27 protein-coding genes are annotated in these 24007 nt (G+C 64.8%); 25 read left to right on the top strand and 2 right to left on the bottom strand.

Annotation, left to right across the window (positions count from 1 at the left end):
* Positions 1 to 8 precede the first annotated feature (8 nt).
* The 16 genes from folE to AOP77_RS10520 all read left to right on the top strand — a co-directional run bounded on the left by folE (position 9) and on the right by AOP77_RS10520 (position 14558).
* Positions 9 to 629 (top strand): GTP cyclohydrolase I FolE, encoded by a 621-nt coding sequence (gene folE, locus AOP77_RS10595; RefSeq protein ID WP_062213422.1) that lies wholly within the window; start codon positions 9 to 11, stop codon positions 627 to 629.
* Positions 630 to 633: 4 nt separating this feature from the next.
* Positions 634 to 1473 carry a dihydropteroate synthase gene (folP, locus tag AOP77_RS10590; RefSeq protein WP_236685817.1) on the top strand — a complete coding sequence of 280 codons (840 nt, stop codon included), beginning with the start codon at positions 634 to 636 and terminating at the stop codon, positions 1471 to 1473.
* A 4-nt stretch (positions 1474 to 1477) separates the two neighbouring features.
* Complete coding sequence (gene folK / locus AOP77_RS10585) at positions 1478 to 2524, top strand: 2-amino-4-hydroxy-6-hydroxymethyldihydropteridine diphosphokinase (protein ID WP_062213419.1); 1047 nt, start codon at positions 1478 to 1480, stop codon at positions 2522 to 2524.
* A 3-nt stretch (positions 2525 to 2527) separates the two neighbouring features.
* Positions 2528 to 3034 (top strand): DUF3180 domain-containing protein, encoded by a 507-nt coding sequence (locus tag AOP77_RS10580; RefSeq protein WP_062213417.1) that lies wholly within the window; start codon positions 2528 to 2530, stop codon positions 3032 to 3034.
* Between the two features lie 38 nt (positions 3035 to 3072).
* On the top strand, positions 3073 to 3552 hold the full coding sequence (locus tag AOP77_RS10575; protein WP_062213415.1) for a PH domain-containing protein: 480 nt from the start codon (positions 3073 to 3075) through the stop codon (positions 3550 to 3552).
* Positions 3549 to 5219, top strand: coding sequence for a PH domain-containing protein (locus AOP77_RS10570; RefSeq protein WP_062213413.1), 1671 nt, complete (start codon positions 3549 to 3551; stop codon positions 5217 to 5219). Before AOP77_RS10575 ends, AOP77_RS10570 begins: the two co-directional genes overlap by 4 nt.
* A complete protein-coding gene (locus AOP77_RS10565; protein ID WP_062213411.1) occupies positions 5209 to 6171 on the top strand; it encodes a Rossmann-like and DUF2520 domain-containing protein in 963 nt (320 codons plus the stop codon). The genes AOP77_RS10570 and AOP77_RS10565 overlap by 11 nt, the downstream gene beginning before the upstream one ends.
* The gene (gene panC, locus AOP77_RS10560; protein WP_062213409.1) at positions 6168 to 7007 is read left to right on the top strand and encodes a pantoate--beta-alanine ligase; all 840 of its coding nucleotides are present in this window, start codon (positions 6168 to 6170) and stop codon (positions 7005 to 7007) included. Before AOP77_RS10565 ends, panC begins: the two co-directional genes overlap by 4 nt.
* Positions 7008 to 7096: 89 nt before the next feature.
* The gene (panD, locus tag AOP77_RS10555; protein WP_236685816.1) at positions 7097 to 7585 is read left to right on the top strand and encodes an aspartate 1-decarboxylase; all 489 of its coding nucleotides are present in this window, start codon (positions 7097 to 7099) and stop codon (positions 7583 to 7585) included.
* 99 nt (positions 7586 to 7684) lie between these two features.
* Complete coding sequence (locus AOP77_RS10550; protein WP_062213406.1) at positions 7685 to 9385, top strand: L-aspartate oxidase; 1701 nt, start codon at positions 7685 to 7687, stop codon at positions 9383 to 9385.
* 170 nt (positions 9386 to 9555) lie between these two features.
* The gene (gene nadC, locus AOP77_RS10545; RefSeq protein ID WP_062213404.1) at positions 9556 to 10455 is read left to right on the top strand and encodes a carboxylating nicotinate-nucleotide diphosphorylase; all 900 of its coding nucleotides are present in this window, start codon (positions 9556 to 9558) and stop codon (positions 10453 to 10455) included.
* A 49-nt stretch (positions 10456 to 10504) separates the two neighbouring features.
* Positions 10505 to 11968, top strand: coding sequence for a lysine--tRNA ligase (lysS, locus tag AOP77_RS10540; protein WP_084622547.1), 1464 nt, complete (start codon positions 10505 to 10507; stop codon positions 11966 to 11968).
* Entirely contained in the window at positions 11968 to 12180 is a 213-nt protein-coding gene (locus AOP77_RS10535; RefSeq protein WP_084622546.1) for a hypothetical protein, read from the top strand. Before lysS ends, AOP77_RS10535 begins: the two co-directional genes overlap by 1 nt.
* 142 nt (positions 12181 to 12322) lie before the next feature.
* Positions 12323 to 12637 (top strand): histone-like nucleoid-structuring protein Lsr2, encoded by a 315-nt coding sequence (locus AOP77_RS10530; RefSeq protein WP_062213397.1) that lies wholly within the window; start codon positions 12323 to 12325, stop codon positions 12635 to 12637.
* A gap of 15 nt (positions 12638 to 12652) precedes the next feature.
* Entirely contained in the window at positions 12653 to 13741 is a 1089-nt protein-coding gene (locus AOP77_RS10525; RefSeq protein WP_062213395.1) for a lactonase family protein, read from the top strand.
* A 76-nt stretch (positions 13742 to 13817) separates the two neighbouring features.
* The gene (locus AOP77_RS10520) at positions 13818 to 14558 is read left to right on the top strand and encodes a phosphoglyceromutase (RefSeq protein WP_062213393.1); all 741 of its coding nucleotides are present in this window, start codon (positions 13818 to 13820) and stop codon (positions 14556 to 14558) included.
* Between the two features lie 161 nt (positions 14559 to 14719).
* Here the strand turns inward: AOP77_RS10520 and phoU are convergent, their stop codons facing one another.
* Positions 14720 to 15379 (bottom strand): phosphate signaling complex protein PhoU, encoded by a 660-nt coding sequence (gene phoU / locus AOP77_RS10515; protein ID WP_062213390.1) that lies wholly within the window; start codon positions 15377 to 15379, stop codon positions 14720 to 14722.
* A gap of 141 nt (positions 15380 to 15520) precedes the next feature.
* Here phoU and AOP77_RS10510 point away from each other — a divergent pair, with 141 nt between their 5' ends.
* The 6 genes from AOP77_RS10510 to pstB all read left to right on the top strand — a co-directional run bounded on the left by AOP77_RS10510 (position 15521) and on the right by pstB (position 21476).
* Positions 15521 to 16651 carry a sensor histidine kinase gene (locus AOP77_RS10510; RefSeq protein WP_062213388.1) on the top strand — a complete coding sequence of 377 codons (1131 nt, stop codon included), beginning with the start codon at positions 15521 to 15523 and terminating at the stop codon, positions 16649 to 16651.
* Positions 16648 to 17343, top strand: coding sequence for a response regulator transcription factor (locus AOP77_RS10505; RefSeq protein ID WP_062213386.1), 696 nt, complete (start codon positions 16648 to 16650; stop codon positions 17341 to 17343). The genes AOP77_RS10510 and AOP77_RS10505 overlap by 4 nt, the downstream gene beginning before the upstream one ends.
* A 135-nt stretch (positions 17344 to 17478) precedes the next feature.
* Positions 17479 to 18624 carry a phosphate ABC transporter substrate-binding protein PstS gene (locus tag AOP77_RS10500; protein ID WP_062213384.1) on the top strand — a complete coding sequence of 382 codons (1146 nt, stop codon included), beginning with the start codon at positions 17479 to 17481 and terminating at the stop codon, positions 18622 to 18624.
* A 123-nt stretch (positions 18625 to 18747) separates the two neighbouring features.
* Positions 18748 to 19713, top strand: a complete 966-nt coding sequence (gene pstC, locus AOP77_RS10495; protein WP_062213495.1) for a phosphate ABC transporter permease subunit PstC — start codon at positions 18748 to 18750, stop codon at positions 19711 to 19713.
* Entirely contained in the window at positions 19713 to 20678 is a 966-nt protein-coding gene (gene pstA, locus AOP77_RS10490) for a phosphate ABC transporter permease PstA (RefSeq protein ID WP_062213382.1), read from the top strand. Before pstC ends, pstA begins: the two co-directional genes overlap by 1 nt.
* 18 nt (positions 20679 to 20696) lie before the next feature.
* The gene (pstB, locus tag AOP77_RS10485; protein ID WP_062213380.1) at positions 20697 to 21476 is read left to right on the top strand and encodes a phosphate ABC transporter ATP-binding protein PstB; all 780 of its coding nucleotides are present in this window, start codon (positions 20697 to 20699) and stop codon (positions 21474 to 21476) included.
* Positions 21477 to 21616: 140 nt separating this feature from the next.
* On the opposite strand, the gene AOP77_RS10480 is transcribed toward pstB, so the two are convergent.
* Entirely contained in the window at positions 21617 to 22114 is a 498-nt protein-coding gene (locus AOP77_RS10480; protein WP_062213378.1) for a hypothetical protein, read from the bottom strand.
* Between the two features lie 162 nt (positions 22115 to 22276).
* Between AOP77_RS10480 and AOP77_RS10475 the strand changes: the two genes are divergently transcribed.
* From AOP77_RS10475 to ispF, 3 genes are read left to right on the top strand one after another with little or no spacing between them, the layout of a single operon-like run.
* A complete protein-coding gene (locus tag AOP77_RS10475) occupies positions 22277 to 22759 on the top strand; it encodes a CarD family transcriptional regulator (protein ID WP_061962928.1) in 483 nt (160 codons plus the stop codon).
* Complete coding sequence (locus AOP77_RS10470; RefSeq protein ID WP_062213376.1) at positions 22756 to 23466, top strand: IspD/TarI family cytidylyltransferase; 711 nt, start codon at positions 22756 to 22758, stop codon at positions 23464 to 23466. The genes AOP77_RS10475 and AOP77_RS10470 overlap by 4 nt, the downstream gene beginning before the upstream one ends.
* Positions 23466 to 23939, top strand: coding sequence for a 2-C-methyl-D-erythritol 2,4-cyclodiphosphate synthase (gene ispF, locus AOP77_RS10465; RefSeq protein WP_062213374.1), 474 nt, complete (start codon positions 23466 to 23468; stop codon positions 23937 to 23939). Before AOP77_RS10470 ends, ispF begins: the two co-directional genes overlap by 1 nt.
* Positions 23940 to 24007: the final 68 nt, after the last annotated feature.

The raw sequence follows: 24007 nt of genomic DNA, 5'->3' as shown, positions 1-24007 counted from the left end.
GTCGAATCATGACTACACCCTCCGACCCCGGCGTCACCGAACCCCGCGGAACGGCGCCCACGAGCGGCGTTGACCGACCGCGGGTCGAGGCCGCCGTGCGCGAGATCCTCGCGGCAGTGGGGGAGGACCCGGATCGTGACGGGCTTCAGGACACCCCTGCTCGAGTGGCCCGCGCCTACGAGGAGTTCTTTGCTGGGCTGAGCCAGGACCCCGCGGATGTTCTGAGCGCAGTCTTCGAGCTGGGCCATGAGGAGATGATCCTGGTCAAGGACATCGAGCTGTACTCGATGTGCGAACACCACCTGGTGCCCTTCCACGGAGTCGCTCACGTTGCCTACATCCCAGGCGAGGACGGCCGCATCACGGGGCTGTCCAAGTTGGCCCGTCTGGTCGACGTCTACGCGCGGCGCCCTCAGGTGCAGGAGCGGCTCACGACGCAGATCGCCGATGCATTGGTCGAGCACCTCGGCGCGCGGGGAGTGCTTGTGGTGGTCGAGGCCGAGCACCTGTGCATGTCAATGCGCGGCATCCGCAAGGCCGGCGCACGCACGGTGACGTCCGCGGTGCGCGGTGTGATGCGGGACGGCGCCACACGCGCCGAGGCCATGAGCCTGATCGCCGGACACTAGAGTCGTGGGCGTCTTGGGTTCCCCCGCCACGCTGATCATGGGCGTGCTGAATGTCACGCCTGACTCGTTCTCCGATGGCGGCCGATTTGAGGCCACGGACGCCGCCATCTCGCACGCGCATCGGCTGGTGGCGAAAGGCGCGGACATCGTTGACGTCGGAGGCGAATCCACCCGCCCTGGGGCGGAACGCGTTGCTCCCGCTGAGGAGCTCGAGCGGGTGCTGCCAGTCATTCGGGCGCTATCCCAGGAGGGTGTGGTGGTGAGTGTCGACACAATGCGCTCCACGACAGCGCAGGCCTGCGTGGCGGCGGGCGCGAGCATCATCAACGACGTCTCAGGGGGCCTCGCGGATCCTGACATGGCGGCGGTGGTGGCGGCTGCCGACGTCGACTACGTCGCGATGCACTGGCGCGCCCACTCAACCACCATGGACTCCCGTGACCGGTACGACGACGTCGTGAGAGAAGTGCGGGACGAGCTTTCGGCCCGAGTGGACGCGCTGACCTCCGCGGGGGTGCGTGACGAGCGCATCATCCTGGACCCGGGCCTGGGTTTCTCCAAGGTTGCGGACTCCAACTGGCCACTGCTAGCGAACATGACTGAATGGAGCGGCGGTAGGCGCGTCCTCATCGGCGCCTCGCGTAAGAGATTCCTTGGCGCCGTGGTCACACGGCCAGGAATGGATGCGGGAGACCCCGCCCGACGCGATCACGCGACCACCGCGGTCACGGCGCTCGCGGCGCAGGCAGGGGCGTGGGCGGTGCGTGTCCATGACGCGCGAGCCTCAAGTGACGCAGTCCGGGTCGTGTCCGCTTGGCAGAATGCCCTGGACACGACACGATGAACCCATGACGCTCTCAGTGACGCCCTATGTCAAAGACGGAATTGAACTGGACCAAATCATGGTCGAGGGAATTCGGGTCACCGGTTACCACGGCGTACTCGCCACCGAACGTGAGACTGGTCAGCTGTTCATGGCCGATGTGGTGGCACACGTCAGCACGCGTGCCGCCGCGGGCAATGACATCCTCGCGTACACCGTGAACTACTCGGACATTGCGGATCGGGTGGCTGAGGTCCTCGCCGGCGACCCCGCAGACCTCCTTGAGACCGTCGCCGCCTCTGTGGCTCGAGTGGTGTTGGAGATGGAAGGCGTGCAATGCGTCGACGTCGCCATTCACAAGCCTCAGGCGCCTCTTCACGTGGAGTTCAAGGACGTGGTGCTGCGCATCCGCCGCGACCTGCGCAATGGGGACCTCTACGCGGATCGACGCATCGGCTCCTCTGCCAGTATCCCCAACGATCCCCTGGGCGTCCCGCTGCTCGCGGACCCCGCAGATCAGCAGCCTGAGCGCGCCGAGGTGGCGTACCTCGCGCTCGGAGGCAACGTCGGCAACGTCGAACTGACCCTCCGTACAGCGGTCGCCGACCTCAACCGCATCGCGAATATTGAGGTAGTCCGCACCTCGCCATTGGTTCGTACCGACCCGGTGGGGGGCCCTGAGCAGCCCGACTTCCTCAACGCCGTCATCCAGGTGAGCACCACGCTCTCCCCGCGCGGACTCCTCGCCGCGTCCCAGGGCATTGAGATGGTGCACGGGCGTGAGCGTGGCGTTGCCAATGGTCCACGCACGCTCGATATCGACGTGATCGCCTACGGCGATGAGTTTTTCGAAGCCGACGATCTCACGGTGCCGCACCCTCGCGCGCACGAGCGCGGCTTTGTGCTAATTCCCTGGGCCTACCTCGCGCCGGACACGACTCTTGCCGGTCCCCACGGCGGGCGCGTCGGTGATCTGGCTAATGCCATCGGTCACGAAGGCGTAGATGTTGTCGCCAACCCGTGGCCCGACACGGCCGACGCCGCGTGGGCGGATACTCCGGCGGGTCCCTGACTCGTGACGCACCTCACCTGGAGGCGCCTCGTCCTGGTCTTGCTGGTGGCCGGTGCCGCAGGCTGGATCGTGACACGCATCGCAGTGTCGCGTGGCTCCACTCCGCTGTCTGTACCGTGGACAGTCGCGGTCGTGTGTGTGATTGTTGCCGGAGCTTCGCTCGCGCTCGCGTGGGCCGTGCGCCAGTACAAGCGCGGCAATAGGCCTGACTTGAGCGGGATCCGCGCCGCGCGCACTGTGGCGTTCGCGCAGGCCAGCGCTTATGCGGGAGCCGCCGTCGCGGGCGTCTACGGCGGGTACGCGATCGCGTTGCTCGACTTCTGGGAGCACGCCCCCAGGCGAGAGACGGCCATCTCGGCATTAATCGCCATGCTCGGAGGATTGATCTTGCTGGGCGCAGGCGTCGTCGCCGAGCACTGGTGCAAGACGGACAGGCATAACGACGATTCAGGAAGTGGTGAACCCAGGCGCGGTGATCCGAGCCGTGGCACGGCGGCTGGAGCCAACTAGCGCTCCTCGCGAGTGCGCGCGGGTGGCAGACTAGCGGCATGAGTTGGTTGAACCCGGACGATGCCCAGTGGACATACGTTTCGCGGCGCCTCATTCCCGCCCGCCTCATATCCGTGTGGCTGGCTGTGGTGGTGTTTGCCGTGGTGTTCCTGTGGTTGCAGGCCTACGTGGGCGGCTGGTGGTACTACGGCGCCGTGGCCGTACTTCTTGTGGGGCTGTGGTCCACATGGGTGGCCGTGCGCCAAGTGACCGCGCACGCGTGGGCGGAACGTGACGACGACCTGGTCGTCAAGAGCGGGCGCATGTTCCGCCGCGTCGTCGTGGTTCCGTATGGACGCATGCAGTACGTCGAGGTTCAGGCTGGGCCAATGGCGCGGATGTTTGGCATCGCTCGCGTGCAGTTGCACACCGCGTCGCCAGGTACGGACGCTCACATCTCGGGGGTGCCAGTGGCTCAGGCTGCGCGACTGCGCGACCGATTGACCACCCGTGGCGAGGCACAGCTGGCGGGCTTGTGAGCCAGTTGCGTTCCACCGGACCGGCCGCCGAACCGGGTCCAGGCCACCTGTATCGCGCCCCGCGCGAGTGGACTCGCGTGCACCCGGTGTCGCCGTTTCTTGGCATCTGGCCACTACTGGGTGCGATCCTGTTTTATTTGGTGGTCTCCCGCGCTCCGGATTGGGTGGGAGGTGGCAGCGAGGACGGCGTCACCGACGCCATCAACGCCACACACCTGTCGTATTTTGTCATCGGTGCAATTCTGTTGGGAATCATCGCCATCGTCGCGCTTTTCGGCTATCTGGGGTGGCGCTTCAATCAGTATCGGATAGGCGACGATGCCGTGTACCAACGCAAGGGTGTGCTGTTCCGGCAGCAGCGCCAGGCGCGCCTGGACCGACTCCAGGCCGTGGACGTGGTGCAGCCATTCGTGGCACGGCTGGTGGGCTTTGGGGTGATTCGTATTGAGGTCGCCGGCGGGGAGAACTCGGGCATCGCGCTTGAGTACCTGCGCATTGGTGACGCCGAGGCGCTACGCAACGAGATTTTGGAACTAGCCGCCGGGTACAAGCGGCGTGGAGGGCCCTCGCGGGACTCGCACGCGACAGACAAGCCACTTGTGGCCGATGCCGTGGTGGGCGACGCCGGGCCGTCGAGTCAGGCGGTGAGCTCGCTTGGTGGGGTCCAGGGCGACAACCTCGTGCTCGGCAGCCTGCACGGCGCTGCGGCTCACGACCGCACGGACCGACCGGCAGCCGTAGAGCGTCCTGTCTACGCGGTGCCGAACGGGCGCCTCATTGGCTCGATCGCCCTGTCGTGGCCCACGTTCTGGCTGGTGCTGACTCCGGTGTGGATCGTCGTGCTCATGGTGATCTTCCGGGTCGATGTTCAGCGAGTCTTCTTGGCAATCGTCGGAACGTCGTTAGTGACGGCGGTGCCAGTGGTCGTGGGACTGTTGGGATTCTTCTGGACACAGCTAAACAGGGGGTTTGGGTTTAAGGCAGGCATCTCGCAGGACGGCATCCGCTTGCGGCACGGCCTGCTCGAGACGCGGCGCCAGACCGTGCCGCCTGGCCGCGTGCAGGCCGTGCGGCTGCGTCAGTCGTGGTGGTGGCGCAAGGCTGGCTGGTGGGACGTCAGCATCAACGTAGCTGGCTACCAGAACGACCAGGACGCGGTGTCGACGCTGCTGCCGGTGGGAAGCAGGGCTGAGGCGCTTGAAGCCGTGTGGCTAGTGCTGCCCGACCTTGGACTGGTGGGCGAGGACGGCACGGACCCCAGCGCACCGATCGCGGAGGCCATGGAGAGCCTTCGCGCCGCCGATGGCTTCCTCACTTCGCCGCGCCGGGCGCGCGCCTTAGACCTGTTCCAGTGGCGCCAGCGGGGCGTGCGCGCCACCGACTCCGCCCTCATCATTCGTAGCGGCAGATTCGTCAGGGAAGTAAGTATCACTCCTCACGCTCGCACGCAGTCGCTCGAACTTCGCCAGGGCCCCCTTCAGCGCACCTTGGGGCTCGCGTCAGTCGAGGTGCATTCCACCAATGGGCCAGTCAAGCCAGTCGCGAAACACCTCGCCGTGGCAGACGCGGTGGCCCTCCTCGACGCTCAGGCCGAGCGGGCGCGCGAAGGTCGCAAGCACCAGAGCCCCGAACAATGGATGAAAGCAGTTGGTCTCGATGCCCGGTGATATTCGGTCCGATGCGGTCAACGTGGAAGACGTGAACGCCCGCCCCAAGCCCGGCCGGCTGCGAGTAGGCGTGGTGGGCGCAGGGCGCGTGGGCGCCGTGCTCGGCGCCGCGCTGCGTCAGGCGGGGCACACGGTCGTGGCCGCCTCAGGTGTTTCCGAGGAGTCGGTCAGCCGCATTGACACCTTGCTGCCGGGTGTTCCGAACCTGGACCCTGAGGCAGTCGTCCACGCCGCTGATTTGGTACTCGTGACGGTCCCGGATGACTCGCTCGAAGACCTCGTCACCGGCCTGGCCGCGGTGGACGCGTGGCGCCCCGGCCAGATCGCCGTGCACGCCTGCGGCCGTTACGGCACCGAGGTGCTTGCGGCCGCCGCGGCCAAGGGCGTACTGACCCTGGCTATCCATCCCGCGATGACGTTCACGGGCACATCGCTAGACCACACCCGCCTCGTCAACGCCACCTTCGCGGTGAGCGCCCCCGCCGGGGTTCTGCCCATTGCGCTGGCGCTTGCCGTGGAGATGGGGGGTGAGCCCATCGTGATCGCCGACGAGGACCGCCCGGCGTATCACGCGGCGATCTGCCATGCCGCGAACCATGTCGTCACGGCGGTGACGCAATCGAGTGCCCTACTCGCCCGAATCGGCGTCGAGGAGCCAGGTAAGTTGCTTGGGCCGGTGGTTCACGCCTCGGTTGAGGGTGCGGTGAGCGAGGCTCCGGGTGCCGTCACGATGCTGACTGGACCGGTGGTGCGCGGCGACGCGCGCACTGTGGCCGCTCACGTCGAGGCATTGTCGTCGGAACCAGACATCATGCATGCATACATTGCGATGGCGCGCGCGACGGCAGACCTGGCGCTTGCTGGTGGCCGCGTCGGGCCTGCACAGTACGCGGATCTCATCGCCGCGCTTGGGTCGGCGGGCGCCGCGACAGAGGAGGGGGACCTGCCATGAGGATCGTGACACGCGCCAGCGAGCTCGGCGGGGCCAGCGGCACGCGCGCCGTGGTGATGACCATGGGTGCGCTTCACGAGGGTCATCTCGCGCTGGTGCGCCACGCGCAGTCTATTGCCGCCGAGGTTCTGGTGACGGTGTTCGTGAACCCGCTCCAGTTCGACGATCCGGGGGACCTAGAGCACTATCCACGCACGCTAGAGGCGGACGCCGCACTCCTCGAGGAGGAGGGCGTCGACGTGCTCTACGCACCGGCTCTCGAGGATGTCTATCCTGGCGGCACACCTATAGTCACCGTGTCTGCCGGCGCTATCAACGATGTCTTTGAGGGCGCCGCGCGACCCGGCCACTTTGACGGAGTGCTGACTGTGGTACTCAAACTCATGAACCTGACGCGACCCGACGTGGCCGTGTTCGGCGCCAAGGACGCGCAGCAGGTAATCGCCGTGCGCACCATGACGCGGGACCTCAACGTGCCCGTCGAGATCGCGGTGGCGCCAACCGTTCGCGACCACGACGGCCTCGCGCGCAGTTCCCGCAACGTGTTCCTGTCCGCGACTGAACGTGATGATGCGCTGGCGCTGTCGCGGGCGCTGCGGGCGGCCGATGCAGCGGCCGACTCAGGCGCGACCGTCACCGAGGCGCTCCTCGCTGGGAGCGAGGAGCTCGCTAGGGTACCCGCTGCCCAGGTTGAGTACTTCGCGGCGCTTGACCCCTCGTCCGCGCACCCCGTGCCTGGCGACTACCGTGGTGAGGTCGTGATCGCCGTCGCGGCCCGAGTCGGGAAGACACGGCTCATCGACAACGTTTCCACTCGCATAGGCCACAGCTCGTAGGCCAAGTCCACGACCATGGAGAGCCTCGCCCCAGCATCGGCAATGGTGAGAATGAACCACAAAATTATGATTTACCAGGAAGGACCCTCATGACCTTCAAGACCCTGCAGCGGCCCATGATGATCTCCAAGATCCATCGCGCCACCGTGACCCAGGCGGACCTGCACTACGTGGGCTCAATCACCATTGACGCCACCCTGATGGAGGCCGCGGATCTCATTCCAGGTCAGCAGGTGGACGTCGTGGACGTCACCAACGGCGCACGCCTGACCACGTACGCGATCCCGGGCGAACCGGACAGCGGGCAGATCTGCATTAACGGCGCTGCCGCGCACCTGATCAACCCGGACGACATGGTGATCATCATCAGTTACGGCATGATCGGTGACGAAGAAGCGCATCACTATGAGCCGGCCGTGGTGTTCGTGGACGTCGACAACCGCATAGTGCAGAAGTGCGATGAGCCCGGAGACGTGCCGGACGGCTCGGGGCTCGAGCGCTCGGGATTGCCGATGCGCGACTTCAGGTCACAGGGCTGGGACGCCTTTAAGGCCGCACCCACTACATCCGCAACCTAAATTGCCCCTGCCGGGCTGCGCCCGTGCGGGGCGACGTTCCAGACCCATCGATTTGGGGTGCGGACGTAGCAAACACCTGGTGAGGGGTAGCGTTCACCCATGACCGACGTGCGATTCGTGCAGCGCCTAGTTGCGCCGCAGCCAGGGTGGACCACGTCCGCCGACGTAATTGTGGTGGGCTCCGGCATCGCCGGGCTGACCACCGCGCTGGAGTTGCGCTCCAAGGTGGACCGCGTGCTCGTGGTCACCAAGGGACAGCTCAGTTCCGGCTCAACAGTCTGGGCGCAAGGGGGCATCGCGGCAGCTTTGGATCCGGAGGACACCGCCGAGGAGCACCTGCAGGACACGCTCGTCGCGGGTGCCGGCCTGTGCAGCGAGGAAGCAGTGCGTGCGCTCGTCACCGAGGGCCCGGACCGGGTGCGCGAGCTCATGGATCGCGGGGCTCGTTTCGATATGCAGGACGACGGCCAGATCACGCTGACCCGCGAGGGCGGCCACCACCGCGACCGCATTGCCCACGCGGGTGGTGACGCGACTGGCGCGGAAATTAGCCGCGCGCTTGTCGCCCAACTCGACGCCGTGAAGAGCGACCCCGGCATCGAGGTAATCGAGAACGCCATGGTGGTCGATCTGCTCACCGCAGCCCCCGATGCTGATGGCAATCCTGGCGCCGTGTGCGGCGTGACATTGCACATTAAGGGCGAAGGCACGCGGGATGGTGTGGGTGCGGCCCTGGCGAAGGCGGTGGTTATGGCGACTGGCGGCATCGGCCAGGTATTCCGGTCGTCTACCAATCCGCCCAGCGCGACGGCCGATGGCCTGGCGGCGGGCCTACGTGCCGGAGCAGCCATCGCGGACATCGAGTTTGTTCAGTTCCATCCCACGGTGCTCTGGCAAGGGTCGGGCGCGACGGGGCAGCAGCCGCTGATCTCCGAGGCTGTGCGCGGCGAGGGCGCGTATCTGCTCAACGCCGCAGGCGAGCGCTTCATGGTGGGCCGTCACGAGATGGCCGAGCTGGCGCCTCGCGACGTAGTGTCCAAGGGAATCGTCGCGATGATGGACGAGGAGGGCTCGGACAGCGTCTTCCTCGACTGCCGCCACCTGGGAAGTGAGTTCCTGCGTGAGCGGTTCCCCACTATCCATGCGCGACTGGCCGAACGCGGGCTCGACATGGGGCACGCGCTTATCCCGGTCGCCCCGGCCCAGCACTATCACTCGGGCGGTATCCTCACGGACCTGCGCGGGCGTTCCACCAAGGCGGGGCTGTATGCCATTGGCGAGGCCGCCTGCACTGGTGTTCAAGGCGCCAACCGGCTGGCCTCGAACTCGTTGCTGGAGGGCCTTGTCTTTGCTAAGCGTGCCGCGCAGGACGCCGCCGAGGCGGTGGGCGGAGGGCTAGTAAAGCAGCACGATCCCGTGGACCGCGGCGGTCCGACCACTCTGGTGCCCGCGACCATGCGACCGCGCATTCAGGCCATCACGCACGCGGGTGCGGGCCCTGTGCGCACTGCCGAGGGCCTGTCCTCCGCCTCAGCCAAGCTCGATCGCCTGCGCGAGCGGTTCCAGACGGACGAGGAGGCACCGGCCGTCCCTCAGTTGGCGGAGTGGGAGACGTCAAACATCCTCGCGACCGCCGCCGTCCTCGTGGGCGCCGCTCTCACGCGCGAGGAGACTCGTGGGGGTCACGTGCGCGAGGACTTCCCGGAGCGTGACGACGAGCATTGGCAGGTGCGGCTCGCCTCGGTGCTCGGACCCGGCGGCAATCTTGGTCGCGTCCAGGCGCCGCTCGAACTGGGTTGACCCGCGGGCAGTCCTAGCCCCGCACGCGCGCGTTTCCGCCGGCGCACCGCGGTTGTCGCTGAGTGCGGAGATTGCCGCTCGTTCGGCAGTGAATTCCTACTGGCGCGTCCATGGTTGGCGGGCGCCTTACCTGGAGCTAACGCCCAGGGCGGTAGCCTGGCATTGTGGACATGCCAGAGCACTTGAACCAATGCGAACCCCTCGATGCCGAGTGGCTTACCGCGGCCGTCGCCCGCGCGCTCGATGAGGACCTCGGTGGAAACCCGGGTAGGGATGTCACCACGCAGTCGACCATCGCCACCACCACCCACGTCGAGGGCTCGCTCGTCATGCGCGAGGCCGGCGTCGTCGCGGGAACTGCGGTAGCTCGCGAGGTGTTGACCCAGGTAGCCAAGCGACTCGACCTGCCCGTCCCGCGCTTCAACATCCTGGTTCACGATGGTGACGTGGTGCCCGCCGCGACCGCCGTGGCGCACTTTGAGGGCGCTGGCCACGTCGTGCTGATAGCTGAGCGCACCCTTCTGAACTTCATGTCGCGTGCCTGTGGGGTTGCGACGCACACGCGCCGCTGGGTGGATGCGCTTGCGGACACCGGCGCCAAGGTCCTCGACACCCGCAAGACCACCCCTGGCCTGCGAGAGCTCGAGAAATACGCCGTCCGATGCGGTGGCGGAATCAACAAACGCATGGGTCTTTTTGACTGCGCCATGGTCAAGGACAACCACATCGTCGCCACAGGGTCAGTGAGTGCCGCGTTCGACGCCATCCAGGAGGCATTCCCACGCACCCCGATTCAGGTTGAGGTGGAAAGTTGGGAGCAGGCCTATGAGGCCCTCGCCGCCGGTGCGACATTCCTGATGCTGGACAACATGGAGCGGCAACAGATGGCCTCGGTGGTCGCCTCGGTGCGGGCGCTCGAACATGACATCGGCAAGGTCTGGCTAGAAGCGACAGGCGGGTTGACGCTGGAGAACGCGGTCGACGTTGCGCGTACCGGAGTGGACTACATGTCGGTGGGCGCGCTCACCCATTCGTCACCGATCATCGACCTCGCGCTCGACCTCAGGTAAGCGCAGGTACCCTAAGAGGGTGACTGAAGAGTTAGACCTCCCCGAACAGATGCGCGTACGGCGCGAAAAGCGCGACCGCATCATCGCCTCTGGCGGACAGGCCTACCCGGTCTCCGTCCCCCGGACTCACGAGATTGCCGACGTCAAGGCCGCCTATGCGCACCTTGAAGACGGCGAGGAAACCACGGACCAGGTGGGCGTCGCCGGGCGCGTCGTATTCGTGCGTAACACCGGCAAGTTGTGCTTCGCCACGGTGCAGGATGGTGCGGGCGAACGGCTGCAGATCATGCTCTCGCTAGCGGAGGTTGGCGAGGAGTCCCTCGCTGCTTTCAAGACCGATGTCGACCTAGGCGACCACCTGTTCGCGCACGGCCGCGCGATCAAGTCACGTCGCGGTGAGGTCTCCGTGTTCGCTGATTCTTGGGCACTGGCCGCCAAGGCACTGCGCCCCTTGCCCGTGCTGCACAAGGAGATGTCTGAGGAGGGTCGCGTCAGGCAGCGCTACGTCGACCTCATCGCGCGGCCACTCGCTCGCGACACGGTGCGCAATCGTTCGCACGTGATGCGATCGCTGCGGGAGAGCCTTCACCAGCGTGGTTTTATCGAGATTGAGACGCCGATGCTGCAGACGCAGCACGGAGGAGCGGCCGCCCGTCCTTTTGTTACGCACATGAATGCGTTCGATTTGGACCTTTATCTGCGTATTGCGCCCGAGCTATTCCTGAAGCGCGCGGTCGTGGGTGGAATTGATCGAGTCTTTGAGATCAACCGCAATTTCCGCAATGAGGGTGCGGACTCCTCGCACTCGCCAGAATTCTCCATGATCGAGGCGTACGAGGCCTATGGGGATTACAACACGATGGCGGAACTCACGCAGTCAATGATCCAGGGGGCAGCCGCTGACGTGTTCGGGTCCACGTTGGTCACCTTGGCGGATGACACCGAGTACGACCTGGGCGGCGAGTGGGCTGACCTGACGATGTACGGCTCATTGTCCGAGGCCCTGGGTCACGAGGTCACCCCTCAGACTGAGGTCGCGCAGTTGCTTGAGTGGTGCGGCGCGGTCGACATTGTCGTCAACCCTGCACGGGTCAACCATGGCAAGTTGGTCGAAGAACTGTGGGAGCACTACGTCGGTAACGACCTTTACGCACCCACGTTTGTACGCGACTTCCCTGTAGAAACCTCGCCTCTCACGCGAGATCACCGCACGCAGGATGGAATAGTCGAGAAATGGGACCTCTACATCCGCGGCTTCGAGCTCGGCACTGCCTATTCGGAGCTGGTGGACCCCGTCATCCAGCGTCAGCGCTTTGAGCAGCAGGCACGGATGGCGGCAGCGGGTGACGACGAGGCAATGCCTCTGGACGAGGACTTCCTGACCGCCATGGAGTTTGCGATGCCGCCGGCCGGCGGCATGGGCATGGGAATTGATCGCTTGCTGATGGCGCTGACCGGTCTTGGCATTCGGGAAACGATCACCTTCCCACTTGTGAAGCCGGGCGACGAATAGTGAACTGGCATCCAATCGTCGCGGGCATCGTCCCGTCTATTGGTGTGGGCCTTGTGTTTTGGTACGCGATGCGCGGCGTGCTGCGCGCGGACCGCAACGAGCGTGCCGCGCTGGCCGCAGCGGACGCAGCCTACGACGCCGAGCAGGCCGAGCTGGCCAAGGAAACACTTGTCAAGCGTGACGTATCAGAGGGCACCAGCGACTCCCATTAGCGCCGTAGCAGAATATTGGCTCCGTGTAGCCTGGTCAATTCCTTTGTGCGGAATTGCCTTTATTTGTGGGAAGCATTTGTCGCGTCAATGGCCGTAGTATGTGAATCTGTAATCACGCGACATCTACAGATTGGCATTCTTCATGGCTCAGAAGATTCAAGTAGTTCTGGTTGATGACTTTGATGGCGGCGACGCGACGGAGACTATTGGGTTCTCGCTCGACGGCGTGGCATACGAGATCGACCTCAACGCGACTCACGCGTCTGAACTGCGGGCCGCATTCTCGACCTATGTCGAAGCCGGTCGCCGTACCGCCGGACGCAAGAGCGCCGCACGCCCGCGCACCAAGGGTGACGTCGCGAAGATCCGCGCTTGGGCGCAGGACAACGGCCACGAGGTCTCAACTCGAGGTCGTATCCCCGCAAAGATCCGCGAGGCCTACTACGCGGCCCAGTAAGTGGGAGCTCAGCACGTGACTACCCAGCAGGGAGCCGTCCCGGCTTCGCGCACGCTCTGGTGGGGCACATACCCAGCTGCGGGCCTCGGCACGCAGCCGGGCTTGGGCGAAGGCTTGTGGAAGGGGTCGGGAGGCGCACCCGAGCAGTTACTGGCGTTGCCTGCCCCCAGTTTTGTCGTCGCCCACCCGGACCTAGCGTTGCTGTACGCGGTCACCGAAGCCGATCCGAGCATCGTCCACGCGATCGATGTGAGCGATCCCGCGGCGCCCGTCGTCGCGGCCTCGCTGGTGACCGGTGGCAATGCGGGGTGCCACCTGCTGCTTGCGCCGGATGCCCTCACCCTCTACGTAAGCCACTACATGAGCGGCGACGTCGGCGTGGTGGAGCTGCTCCCGGATGGCCTATTTGCGGCCGATGCTCCCGCCCAGATGCTGGGGCATGAGGGTTCCGGTGCGCGCCCGGACCGGCAGGAGGCGCCGCACGCGCACTCCGCGGGATTCGCGCCCGGCGGGAAGCACCTGTTGGTGGCCGACCTGGGCACCGACGAACTGCGCCGGTACCGGATCCATCCCGGCGGCTCGCTGGTCGGGGACGGCATCGCAGCGACGCTTGCTCCAGGGTCTGGCCCGCGGCACTTTGCCGTACGCGGCAACCTCATCTACGTCGTCTGTGAACTTGACCACCAACTCAGGACGCTGCGTTGGGACTCGGCCTCAGCATCGGCCGACGTGATTGCGGAGGTGGATTCCACGAACGCCCCGCACCGCACCGGCGACGAGGTCAATGATGGCCACCTCGCCGTGGTCGGCGACGTGCTGCTCGTCAGTGTGCGCGGTGCCGACGTTATCTCTGTCTTCGACCTCAGTCCCGAGGGTGAGGCTCGTTACCGAGGCTGCTTCGATGTTGGATTCTGGCCGCGCTACTTCGCCGTGATTGACGAGGAACTGTGGGTGGGGGAGGAGCGTGGCCACCAGGTGCGTCGCTACGATCTGGCCGACGTGCTGTCGTTGGGGCCGGAAGCGGCAGTGGGCGAAGTTACCCAGATCGCGCACCAGACCTACCCCGTCACTAGTCCAGCGTGTGTCGTGGCAACCAGCAGATAGTAGCCGCTCCCGGTGTCGGGACGGCCCGAGACCTACGTCATTCGCGCTCGCGCGCCTAATGCGGAAGAATGAAGACATGACCTACACACTGATCCTGCTCCGCCACGGCGAGAGCGAATGGAATGCCAAAAACCTGTTTACCGGCTGGGTGGATGTCTCGCTCAACGAGAAGGGTTGGGGCGAGGCGATTCGCGGCGGTGAGCTGCTCAAGCAGGAGGGGATCCTCCCGGACGTGGTCCACACGTCGCTGTTGCGCCGCGCGATCATGACCGCCAACCTGGCGCTCGACTCCGCCGACCGTCACTGGATTCCCGTCAAGCGTGACTGGCGCCTCAATGAGCGTCACTACGGTGACCTTCAGGGCAAGAACAAGGCAGAGACCCTCGAGCAGTTCGGCGAGGAGAAGTTCATGACATGGCGCCGCAGCTACGACGTGCCGCCGCCCGAGATCACGGACGACAACGAGTTCTCACAGGCCGGCGACCCCCGCTATGCGGGTGAGCCCACGCCCAAGACCGAGTGCCTCAAGGACGTCCTTGAGCGTGCGCTGCCCTACTGGGACGGCGAGATTGTCCCCGACCTTAAGGCGGGCAAGACGGTCCTCGTGGTCGCGCACGGCAACTCGATTCGCGCGCTGCTGAAGCACCTCGACAAGATCGCGGACGAGGACATCGTGGGCGTCAACGTTCCCACCGGAATCCCGCTCGTTTTCGAGCTCGACGAGGACCTGAACCCCATCAAGGTGGGAGGCACGTACCTCGACGCCTCTGCCGCTGAGGCCGCCATCGCAGCCGTCGCGAACCAGGGCAAGAAGTAGATTTACTGCAAGTAGCGCGAAGGCCCCCGGTTCCCATTCTTAGTGAATGGGAACCGGGGGCCTTCGTCGTGACGGGTCGATTCTCGGTGCGCCCTGGCAGTCATTCAGTGCCGAGAAACGCAAACTTTCGGCACTCAGTGACTGCTGGACCGGTGCGGAGCCTAGATGGAGGCGCGGTCGCCAGTGTGGTCGCCCGTGACCAAGTAGACGATGCGGCGCGAGACGTTCACGGCGTGGTCGCCAAAACGCTCGAAGTACCGCGACATCAGAGCGATGTCCAGCGTCTCCTGCGTGTTGCCCGTGTAGCCCTCAGCGAGCAGCGAGCCGTAAGCCTGTGAGTGCAAGTCATCCAGCAGGTCGTCATCGCTGACGATGCGGGCTGCCACGTTAAGGTCGCGGGTCTGCATGAGCTCCACAACCTCGGCGGCCGTCTGCTTTGCGGCCGCGGTCATGCCCTCAAAGATCTCGCGGTGCGAGGTGGGGATAGCCGACTCGGGGTACGAGCGGCGCGCGGCCTCAGCGATGTGCTGGGCGAGGTCGCCCATGCGCTCCAGCCCGGCGGAGATGCGCAGGCTAGCGACCAATGTCCGTAGGTCTAGGCCCACTGGCTGCTGCTGGGCGATGAGCAGGACGCAGCGCTCGTCGACGGTCTGCTCCAGGTCGTCCAACTTCGCGTCGTCGGCAATCACCTTCTGCGCGAGTTCCACGTTCTCCGTCAGCAGCGCCTCGGACGCGCGTGAAATGGCGGACTCCACGTGCTGACTCATAGCAATGAGGTCGTCGGCGAGTTCCGATAGTTCGGCGGTAAACAGCGTGCGCATAGCTCTCCTAGAGGGTCGTGTCCCCAATAGTGTCGCACCGGTAGTGAGATGAACAAAAGAAATCGGACGCCGAGTGGGTAAACATTTGGTGAGACGCGTGAACATTGGGTAAACATGCCATCGGCTCGTTACTGTGACCACATGAACCCCGACGTGTGGCTCGCCGCCGTGATTGGTGCGGCCATAGGTGCTGCGATCGTCGCCATCGCCATGCGCCGTAAGCAGCGCAAAGAGATCATTTCCAGCACCCTGGTTCCCCACCGGACCAGGCAGTTGCTGTCGGTACTGCAGTCCGGCGCGGTCATTGTGCGCCGCGACCGACGGGCGGCTTTTGTCAATAACCCCGCCGCCGCAATCGGGGTGGCGCGACCCGACGGCGCTCTGCTACCTGCCATCGCGGACCTCGCTGAACAGGCCTGGGAACGTGGCGAGGCGGTCGAGGAGGAGATCGCGGTTAAGCGTGGGGTGCTCGGAGTGACGTCTCAGGTGCACGTGCGGGTAGTCCCATTGGATGACGATCTTGTCCTCGCGGTGGTCAACGACCACACCGAGGCGCGCATTGCCGAACAGTCGCGTCGCGAGTTCGCCGTCAACGTCTCGCACGAACTCAAGACTCCCGTGGGCGCGCTTTCTTTGCTTGCCGAGAGCATCGAGGAGGGCGCGGACGATGAGCACATGGTGCGGTCGTTCGCTGGCAAGATGCGCAAGGAGGCGCGGCGTCTCACCAAGCTGATCCAGGAGATTATTGAGATATCCCGGCTACAGGGAGGTGAGTCGGTTCTTGACCACGAGAACGTGCACATCGCCGGCGTCATTGCCGAGGCAATCGACGGAGCGTCCCTGACGGCCGAGTCAAAGAACATCACCCTTACCGCTGACGTGAAGGCTGACCCCATGGTGATGGGGGACCGCGACCTGCTGTTGATGGCCCTGCGCAACCTGGTTGACAACGCGGTGCACTATTCGGACCCGGGCAAGCGAGTCACCGTTTCCTGCAAGACGGACGATGGCGCCGTGTCTGTCGCGGTGGTGGATCAAGGCATTGGCATCGACACGAAGGACCAAGAGCGCATCTTTGAGCGCTTCTTCCGGACCGATCCGGCTCGCTCGCGCGACAGCGGTGGTACCGGGCTGGGCCTCAGCATCGTCAAGCACGTGGCATTGCAGCACGCCGGAACCGTCGAGGTCTGGTCGCAGCGTGGCGTGGGCTCAACCTTCACACTTAGGCTTCAAGAACACCGGGTCGATCCGGATACCCAAGGAGAAAAATGACCGAGGCACGCATCCTTGTCGTGGAAGACGAGGAGTCGTATCGCGACTCCTTGAACTTCCTATTGCGACGCGAGGGATTCGAGGTGATGCTCGCGGAGACCGGGCCGCAGGGAGTCGCGGCATTTGCCCGTGACGGCGCGGACGTGGTCCTTCTTGACCTGATGCTGCCGGGAATGTCGGGCACTGAGGTGTTCCACGCGATCCGTGAGCGTTCGGATGTGCCCATCTTGATGGTCACCGCAAAGGACGACCAGGTGGACAAGATCATCGGACTCGAATTGGGTGCCGACGACTACGTGACCAAGCCGTACTCGGGGCGGGAGCTGGTCGCTCGAATCCGAGCGGTACTACGCCGCCACGCCACCGGGTTGGAGGGCATCCCCGACGAGCCCGAGCGCCTCACCGTGGCGGGCATGACGCTCGACCCGGAGCGGCTCACGCTCACCCGCGACGGGGAGTCGGAGTCCGTGCCGCCCAAGGAATTCGCGCTGCTGTTCTTGCTGGCCCAGAACGCAGGCCGTGTGTTACCTCGCCAGGTCATCATTGACCGGGTGTGGGGTGCCGATTACTTTGGCGACACCAAAACGCTGGACGTCCACATCAAGCGCATTCGCAGTCGAATCGAGGCCGTCCCGGCGGAACCCGTGATCATCCAAACTGTGCGCGGAGTGGGCTACACGCTCGAGCCTTAGGTGACACCCCCGTGTGCGTTCACCCAACGTTTACCTAGAGTTCAGATTTGCCCCAGTGTCCCGTTACCTTCGCTACCTACGTTGGTACATGTCCGGCAAGGAGCCGGGTGTCCCAAGTAAGTTAGGAATTCGACTGTGAAGATTGCAACTCGCACCGGCGTCATCGCCACCGCGACCGTGCTGACGTTCGCACTGGCCGCGTGCTCGCCCTCGAACGAGGAGCCCACCGCAGCCACCGACGCAGCCACCACCACGGCCGCTACCGACGCAGCCACCGAGCCCGCCGAGGCCATGACGCTGAGCGGTTCGCTCAACGGCGCCGGAGCCTCCTCGCAGGAGTCCGCCATGGAGGCATGGCGCGCAGGTTTCCAGACCATCAACCCTGACGTCACCGTCAACTACGACCCGGTCGGTTCCGGCGGAGGTCGCACGCAGTTCCTCGACGGCGGCACGCTGTTCGCTGGCTCGGACTCGCTCATGGACTCGGACGAGTACGCCTCCGCAGTGACTCGCTGCGACGCTGAATCAGGTGCAATCCACCTGCCCATGTACATCTCGCCCATCGCCGTGATCTTCAACGTCGACGGTGTCACCTCGCTCAACATGGACGCAGACACCATCGCGCAGATCTTCGATGGCAAGATCACCAACTGGAACGACCCGGCGATCGTCGACCAGAACGACGGCGTCGAGCTTCCCGACCTCGCCATCACGACCGTGCACCGCGCGGACGAGTCCGGCACGTCTTCTAACTTCACCGACTACCTTGAGAAGGCCTCGTCCTCGTGGCCCTACGAGGCATCGGGCGAATGGCCGAACGCACTCGGCGAGTCCGGCCCCGGCACCTCCGCAGTGGTGCAGATCGTGACGGACACGCAGGGCACCATCGGCTACGCCGACGCCTCGCGCGCCGGTTCGCTTGGCACCGTCGCCCTCAAGGTCGGCGAAGAGTACGTTCCGTTCTCCGCAGAGGCTGCCGCGGCAGTCGTTGACGCCTCGCCCCTCGCCGAGGGCGCGAACGGCGAGAACGACCTCGCGTATGAGCTCGACCGCACCACGACGGCCTCAGGTGCATACCCGCTAGTGCTCGTTTCGTACCACATCCTCTGCCAGCAGTACGATGATGCAGCCGACCGCGACCTCGTGACTGGCTTCCTCAAGTACGTGGCGTCACCCGAGGGTCAGCAGACTGCCGCATCCGCGGCAGGTTCGTCGCCCATCTCGGCTGACCTGTCGTCGGAGATCACCTCGATCCTCGACACCATCGCTGCAACCAAGTAATTACTCAACTGGACTGGTGGTGGGCTCGTCCGCAAGGATGAGTCCACCACCACCCATGTCAGCCTCTAATGGAGATCACGCGTGACAACGACTGAAGAGCACAAGCCCTTCGAGGCATCAGCGGTGCCGTTGACCGCACACAAGGAGTCCGTCGCCAACAAGTTGTTCGGCGGCGTTTCGCTGGTCTCGGCGTCACTGATCCTGGTGACACTCGCCGCAGTTGCGACATTCCTCCTGGTGGAGGCATGGCCCGCGCTCACCGATACCAGCGGAGAACTCGCCGCCAAGGTCGACTGGATTCGCCCCGAAATGGGGCAGAGCCTCATTCAGATCGTCGGATACCTGGTGTTCGGTACCGTCCTGATCTCGGCCATCGCCCTACTCATTGCCACGCCGCTCTCCATCGGAATCGCGCTCTTCATCTCGCACTACGCGCCGCGCAAGCTCGCCGCCGGTCTGGGATATGTCATCGACCTGCTCGCCGCGATCCCTTCCGTTGTCTACGGACTATGGGGAGCGATTGTCGTCTTGCCGGTGCTGCAGCCGTTCTACAACTGGCTGGGAGACAACCTCGGCTGGATCCCGCTCTTCGCGCCTGACCCGCTGACCGGCACCGTGTCCAACACCGGCCGTGTCGCGCTGTCTGCCGGCATCGTCCTGGCCATCATGATCATTCCGATCATTACCGCTGTCACCCGCGAGGTCTTCCTGCAGACCCCAGTGCTTCACGAGGAGGCGGCGCTCGCAATGGGCGCCACCCGCTGGGAGATGGTTCGCATGGCGGTCTTCCCGTTCGGACGCTCCGGCATGATCGGCGCGACGATGCTGGGGCTAGGTCGCGCGCTCGGGGAAACGATGGCGGTCTATATGATCCTGTCGCCTGGGCTGTCGTACTCGTTCGCGATCCTGCAAGGTGGGTTGCACAACACCATCGCGGCCAACATCGCGCTGAAGTTTCCCGAGGCTAACTCCGAGGGCGTCTCTGCGCTCATCGCGATGGGCCTCGCACTGTTCGTGATCACCTTGCTCGTCAACATGCTCGCGCGTTGGATTGTCTCGCGCCGGTCGGAATTCTCGGGGGCCAACTGATGAGCACCACCATGGAAAAGCCAGTCAGCACACTGGGCCAGCTGAGCGCACGTCGTCGGTTCGCCAACAACGGCATGTCGGTCGTTATCTACCTGTCGTTCGCCATCGCGGTGATACCCCTGGTGTGGCTATCGGTCACTGTTGTGACCCGAGGCATGCAGCGGTTCTTCGTTGACGCAGACGGCAACCACAACTTCAACCTTGACTTCCTCGAGCAGTCCATGCGCGGCGTGTTTGGCGGCATGCCGGAGGGCGGCATTATTCACGCCGTCTGGGGCACGCTACTCATCACCCTCGCCGCCACCATCATCTCGGTGCCGATCGGCTTGCTCACCTCGATCTACCTGGTCGAGTACGGCACGGGCCGGCTCAAGAAGCTGGTGACGTTCTTCGTTGACGTGATGACTGGAATCCCATCCATCGTCGCGGGTTTGTTCGCCTATGCCCTATTCGCGATCGTCGTGGGGCCCGGCACCAAGATCGGTATCGTCGGCGCTGTTGCACTGTCGGTGCTGATGATTCCCGTCGTGGTGCGAGCCACCGAGGAGATGCTGCGCCTCGTGCCCAACGAGCTGCGCGAGGCCTCGTACGCTCTCGGTGTCCCCAAGTGGCTGACGATCGTCAAGGTCGTCATGCGCACCGCGATGGCGGGAATCACCACGGGCGTGACGCTGGCCATCGCGCGTGTCATCGGTGAGACCGCCCCACTGCTCATCGCTGTGGGTGCCGCCGACTCGATGAACCTCAACTTGTTCGAAGGGCGCATGATGACCCTGCCGGTGTACATCGTGGCCGAGTGGCGCAAGGGCGAGCAGCCTTGCAACGACCCCGGCATCCCGTGTGTCCCCGAAATCACGGAGATGCGGGCGTGGGCGGCCGCACTCGTACTCATCCTCATTGTCATGGCGCTCAACCTCATTGCGCGCCTCATTTCCAAGTACTTCTCGCCCAAGACTGGCCGTTAGAAGAGATCCGGAGCACACGTGTCTAAGCGCATTGACGTCAACAACCTCAACGTCTACTACAGCAAGTTTCTTGCGGTAGAGGATGTCTCGCTGGCGGTCGAACCCAACTCCGTGACGGCCCTCATCGGCCCGTCCGGCTGCGGTAAGTCCACGTTCCTGCGAACCCTGAACCGCATGCACGAGGTCATCCCCGGCGCGCGCGTGGAGGGTGAGGTGCTCATGGATGGCGAGAACCTCTACGCCAAGAACATCGACCCGGTCGCAGTGCGCAAGCACGTCGGCATGGTTTTCCAGCGCCCTAACCCGTTCCCCACCATGTCGATCGCGGAGAACGTGCTCGCTGGGGTGAAGTTGAACAACGGCCGCATCTCCAAGAGCGACGCCGAGGGCCTCGTTGAGGGGTCGCTGCGCGGCGCCAACCTGTGGAACGAGGTCAAGGACCGTCTCGACAAGCCCGGCTCATCGCTCTCCGGCGGTCAGCAGCAGCGGCTCTGCATCGCCCGGGCCATTGCGATCAAGCCGGATGTAATGCTGATGGACGAGCCTTGCTCGGCGCTCGACCCTATTTCCACATTGGCTATTGAGGACCTCATGCAGGAACTCAAGAACGAGTACACGATCGTCATCGTGACGCACAACATGCAGCAGGCGGCACGTGTCGCGGACCGCACGGCATTCTTCAACATCGCGGGCACCGGGCAGCCGGGCAAGCTCATCGAGATGAACGATACGGCGACGATGTTCTCGACGCCCTCGGAGAAGGCCACTGAGGACTACATCTCGGGCCGCTTCGGGTGATCCGCCGCCGCGCGGACGGGGCCGGAGGGTCGACGCCGCGCCCTTCCGCTCGTAGCTAGGTGGATTCGGATCGGACATGACGAAGGGCCCGGGTTTCCCCCGGGCCCTTCGTCATTCGTTCTGCAGTGGTGTGCGAGTCGCTAGGCGTCGTAGGCGGGAACGTCGGCCTCCGCGAGGGCGTCAAGCTCCGGCTGGAATTCTTCCTGGGCGCCGTCGACGACGGGCACGGGGGTGGTGATCACTCCGGTGACGTCCGACTGAACGGCGACATTGGCAATGAGGCCGGGCGCCACAGGCGCGTAGGCGAGGACCGACACGTCGCCGTCGACCGCCATGGAGACCTGAGTCTTGGCGGGAACACTTACGGTGACACCGTGAGCGCCGTCAAGTGCGAACACAATTTCCGCGTCTTCATCGCCCGCGTTGTAAAGGCTCCCGGTAAGCGAAGCCGGCTCATCGACTGCCGTCGTGACGATCAGCAAGTTGCTCGCGTGCACGTCGCCGATCTGGGCCTGAAGGCCGTCGGCAGCCGCGTAGGGCTTCTGCGTAATGATGGGGTTGACGTACGAGCAGCCGGCAAGGGCTACTGCGCCAGCGATGGCGATGACCGCGACGCGGGCGGGCGCAATGAACTTCACGAGGGAGAGTCCTTTCCAGGGCTTGAGTGCGTCACCAGAATAGTCGCTTTAGAGGATGCGATGCCACCGGCGCGTCGCTACCGGTGGTGAAATCACACACCTGTTATTGCAAATTATTACGGTGGTAGAATAGGTATCCGCAACGAAGGGGAACCTTTCACCATGAACTTTGTCGTCGGAGAAACCGTCGTCTACCCGCACCACGGTGCCGCCAAGATCCAAGACATCAAGAAGCGCACTGTCAGGGGCGAAGAGAAGATCTATCTCAAGCTCAAGGTCGCTCAGGGTGACTTGACCATCGAGGTTCCCGCGGAGAATGTCGACCTCGTCGGCGTCCGAGATGTTGTGGACCAGGCAGGCCTTGAGAAGGTCTTTGACGTACTGCGCGAGCCGTACATCGAGGAGCCCACCAACTGGTCGCGCCGTTACAAGGCAAACGTGGAGAAGCTCGCCTCCGGCGATGTCATCCGCGTGGCCGAGGTGGTCCGTGACCTTTCGCGTCGCGACACCGACAAGGGTCTCAGCGCCGGGGAGAAGCGCATGCTTCACAAGGCACGCCAGATCCTAGTCAGTGAACTGGCTCTAGCCGAGAAGTGCGACGAGCCCACCGCGGAGTCCCGCCTGGACGTAGTTCTCGCGTCGTGAGTGTTGCGGCGGTTGTGACCGCCGCCGGTTCGGGCTCACGCCTAGGTGCTGATGTCCCTAAGGCACTGTTTCCGCTCGCCGGGCGTTCGCTCGTCGCGTGGGCGGTTTTGCAGGTTGCGGACGCGTGTGACGACATTGTCGTCACCGCGCCCGCCGCGCATGTGGCCGACGTCAAGGCGGCACTCGCCGCGGTGCCGGAACTTGCGGGGCGGCCGATGCTGGTGATCGCTGGAGGCGCCGAGCGGCAACAGTCCGTGGCCGCAGCGATTGACGCGCTCTTCGCGGACGACCGCACGCCGCCGGACATTATTTTGGTGCACGACGCGGCACGAGCCTTTCAAGACTCTGACGTCACGCGGGCCGCCATTGCGGCTGTTCGCGCCGGCGCGGACGGGGCGATCCCAGTTCTCGAAGTGGTTGACACCCTGGTGGAGGCAACCGGCCCGGACGGTGAACTGGGGGCGACCGTCGACCGCGATGGCCTGCGCGCCGTCCAGACCCCTCAGGTCTTCGGGGCAGAAATGCTCCACACTGCACATCGGGACTTCGCCACTGCTCGGGCAACGGACGATGCTCAGCTGGTGCGGGCATCGGGCGGCAAAGTGGTGGCCGTCGCCGGCCACGAGTCTGGATTCAAGGTGACGCGCCCCAGCGACCTTCCGCTCGCCAGGCACTACGCCACCGAGCTTTTGGCAAAGGAGCAGTGATGACAATCCCCCGCACCGGAATCGGCGTCGACGTTCACGCGTATGGCGACAAGCAGGGCCTGTCGCTCGCGGGGCTCGAGTTCCCAGATGAGCGCGCCCTTGAGGGCCACAGCGACGCCGATGTGGCCGCGCACGCCGCATGCGATGCGCTACTAAGCGCCGCGGGGCTCGGCGACCTCGGCTCCACCTTTGGTACTGACCGTCCCGAATGGGCCGGCGCCAAGGGCGTCGCACTATTGGCGGAGTGTGCACGCTTGGTCCGCGAGGCCGGTCTTGAGATCGGCAACGTCGCCATCCAGGTCATTGGCAACCGCCCCAAGCTCTCCCCGCGCCGTGAGGAGGCTCAGCGCGTACTCAGCGACTGCATCGGTGCACCTGTTTCAATCGCAGGCACGACCACCGACGGCCTCGGTCTGACCGGCCGAGGCGAGGGTCTCGCGGCCTTCGCGACGGCGCTCGTCGTCCCGCGCTAGGCCCGCACCTTAAGCGCGACTCGACCCTGCATCGGCCGCAAGTCTTTGCCCGTCAGTGCATGACCGGT

The organism is Demequina oxidasica (assembly GCF_000975115.1).
In the GTDB taxonomy this organism is placed as follows: domain Bacteria; phylum Actinomycetota; class Actinomycetes; order Actinomycetales; family Demequinaceae; genus Demequina; species Demequina oxidasica.
The sequence above is the reverse complement of the archived record's forward strand: the minus strand, read 5'-3'. Positions and strand labels throughout refer to the sequence as shown.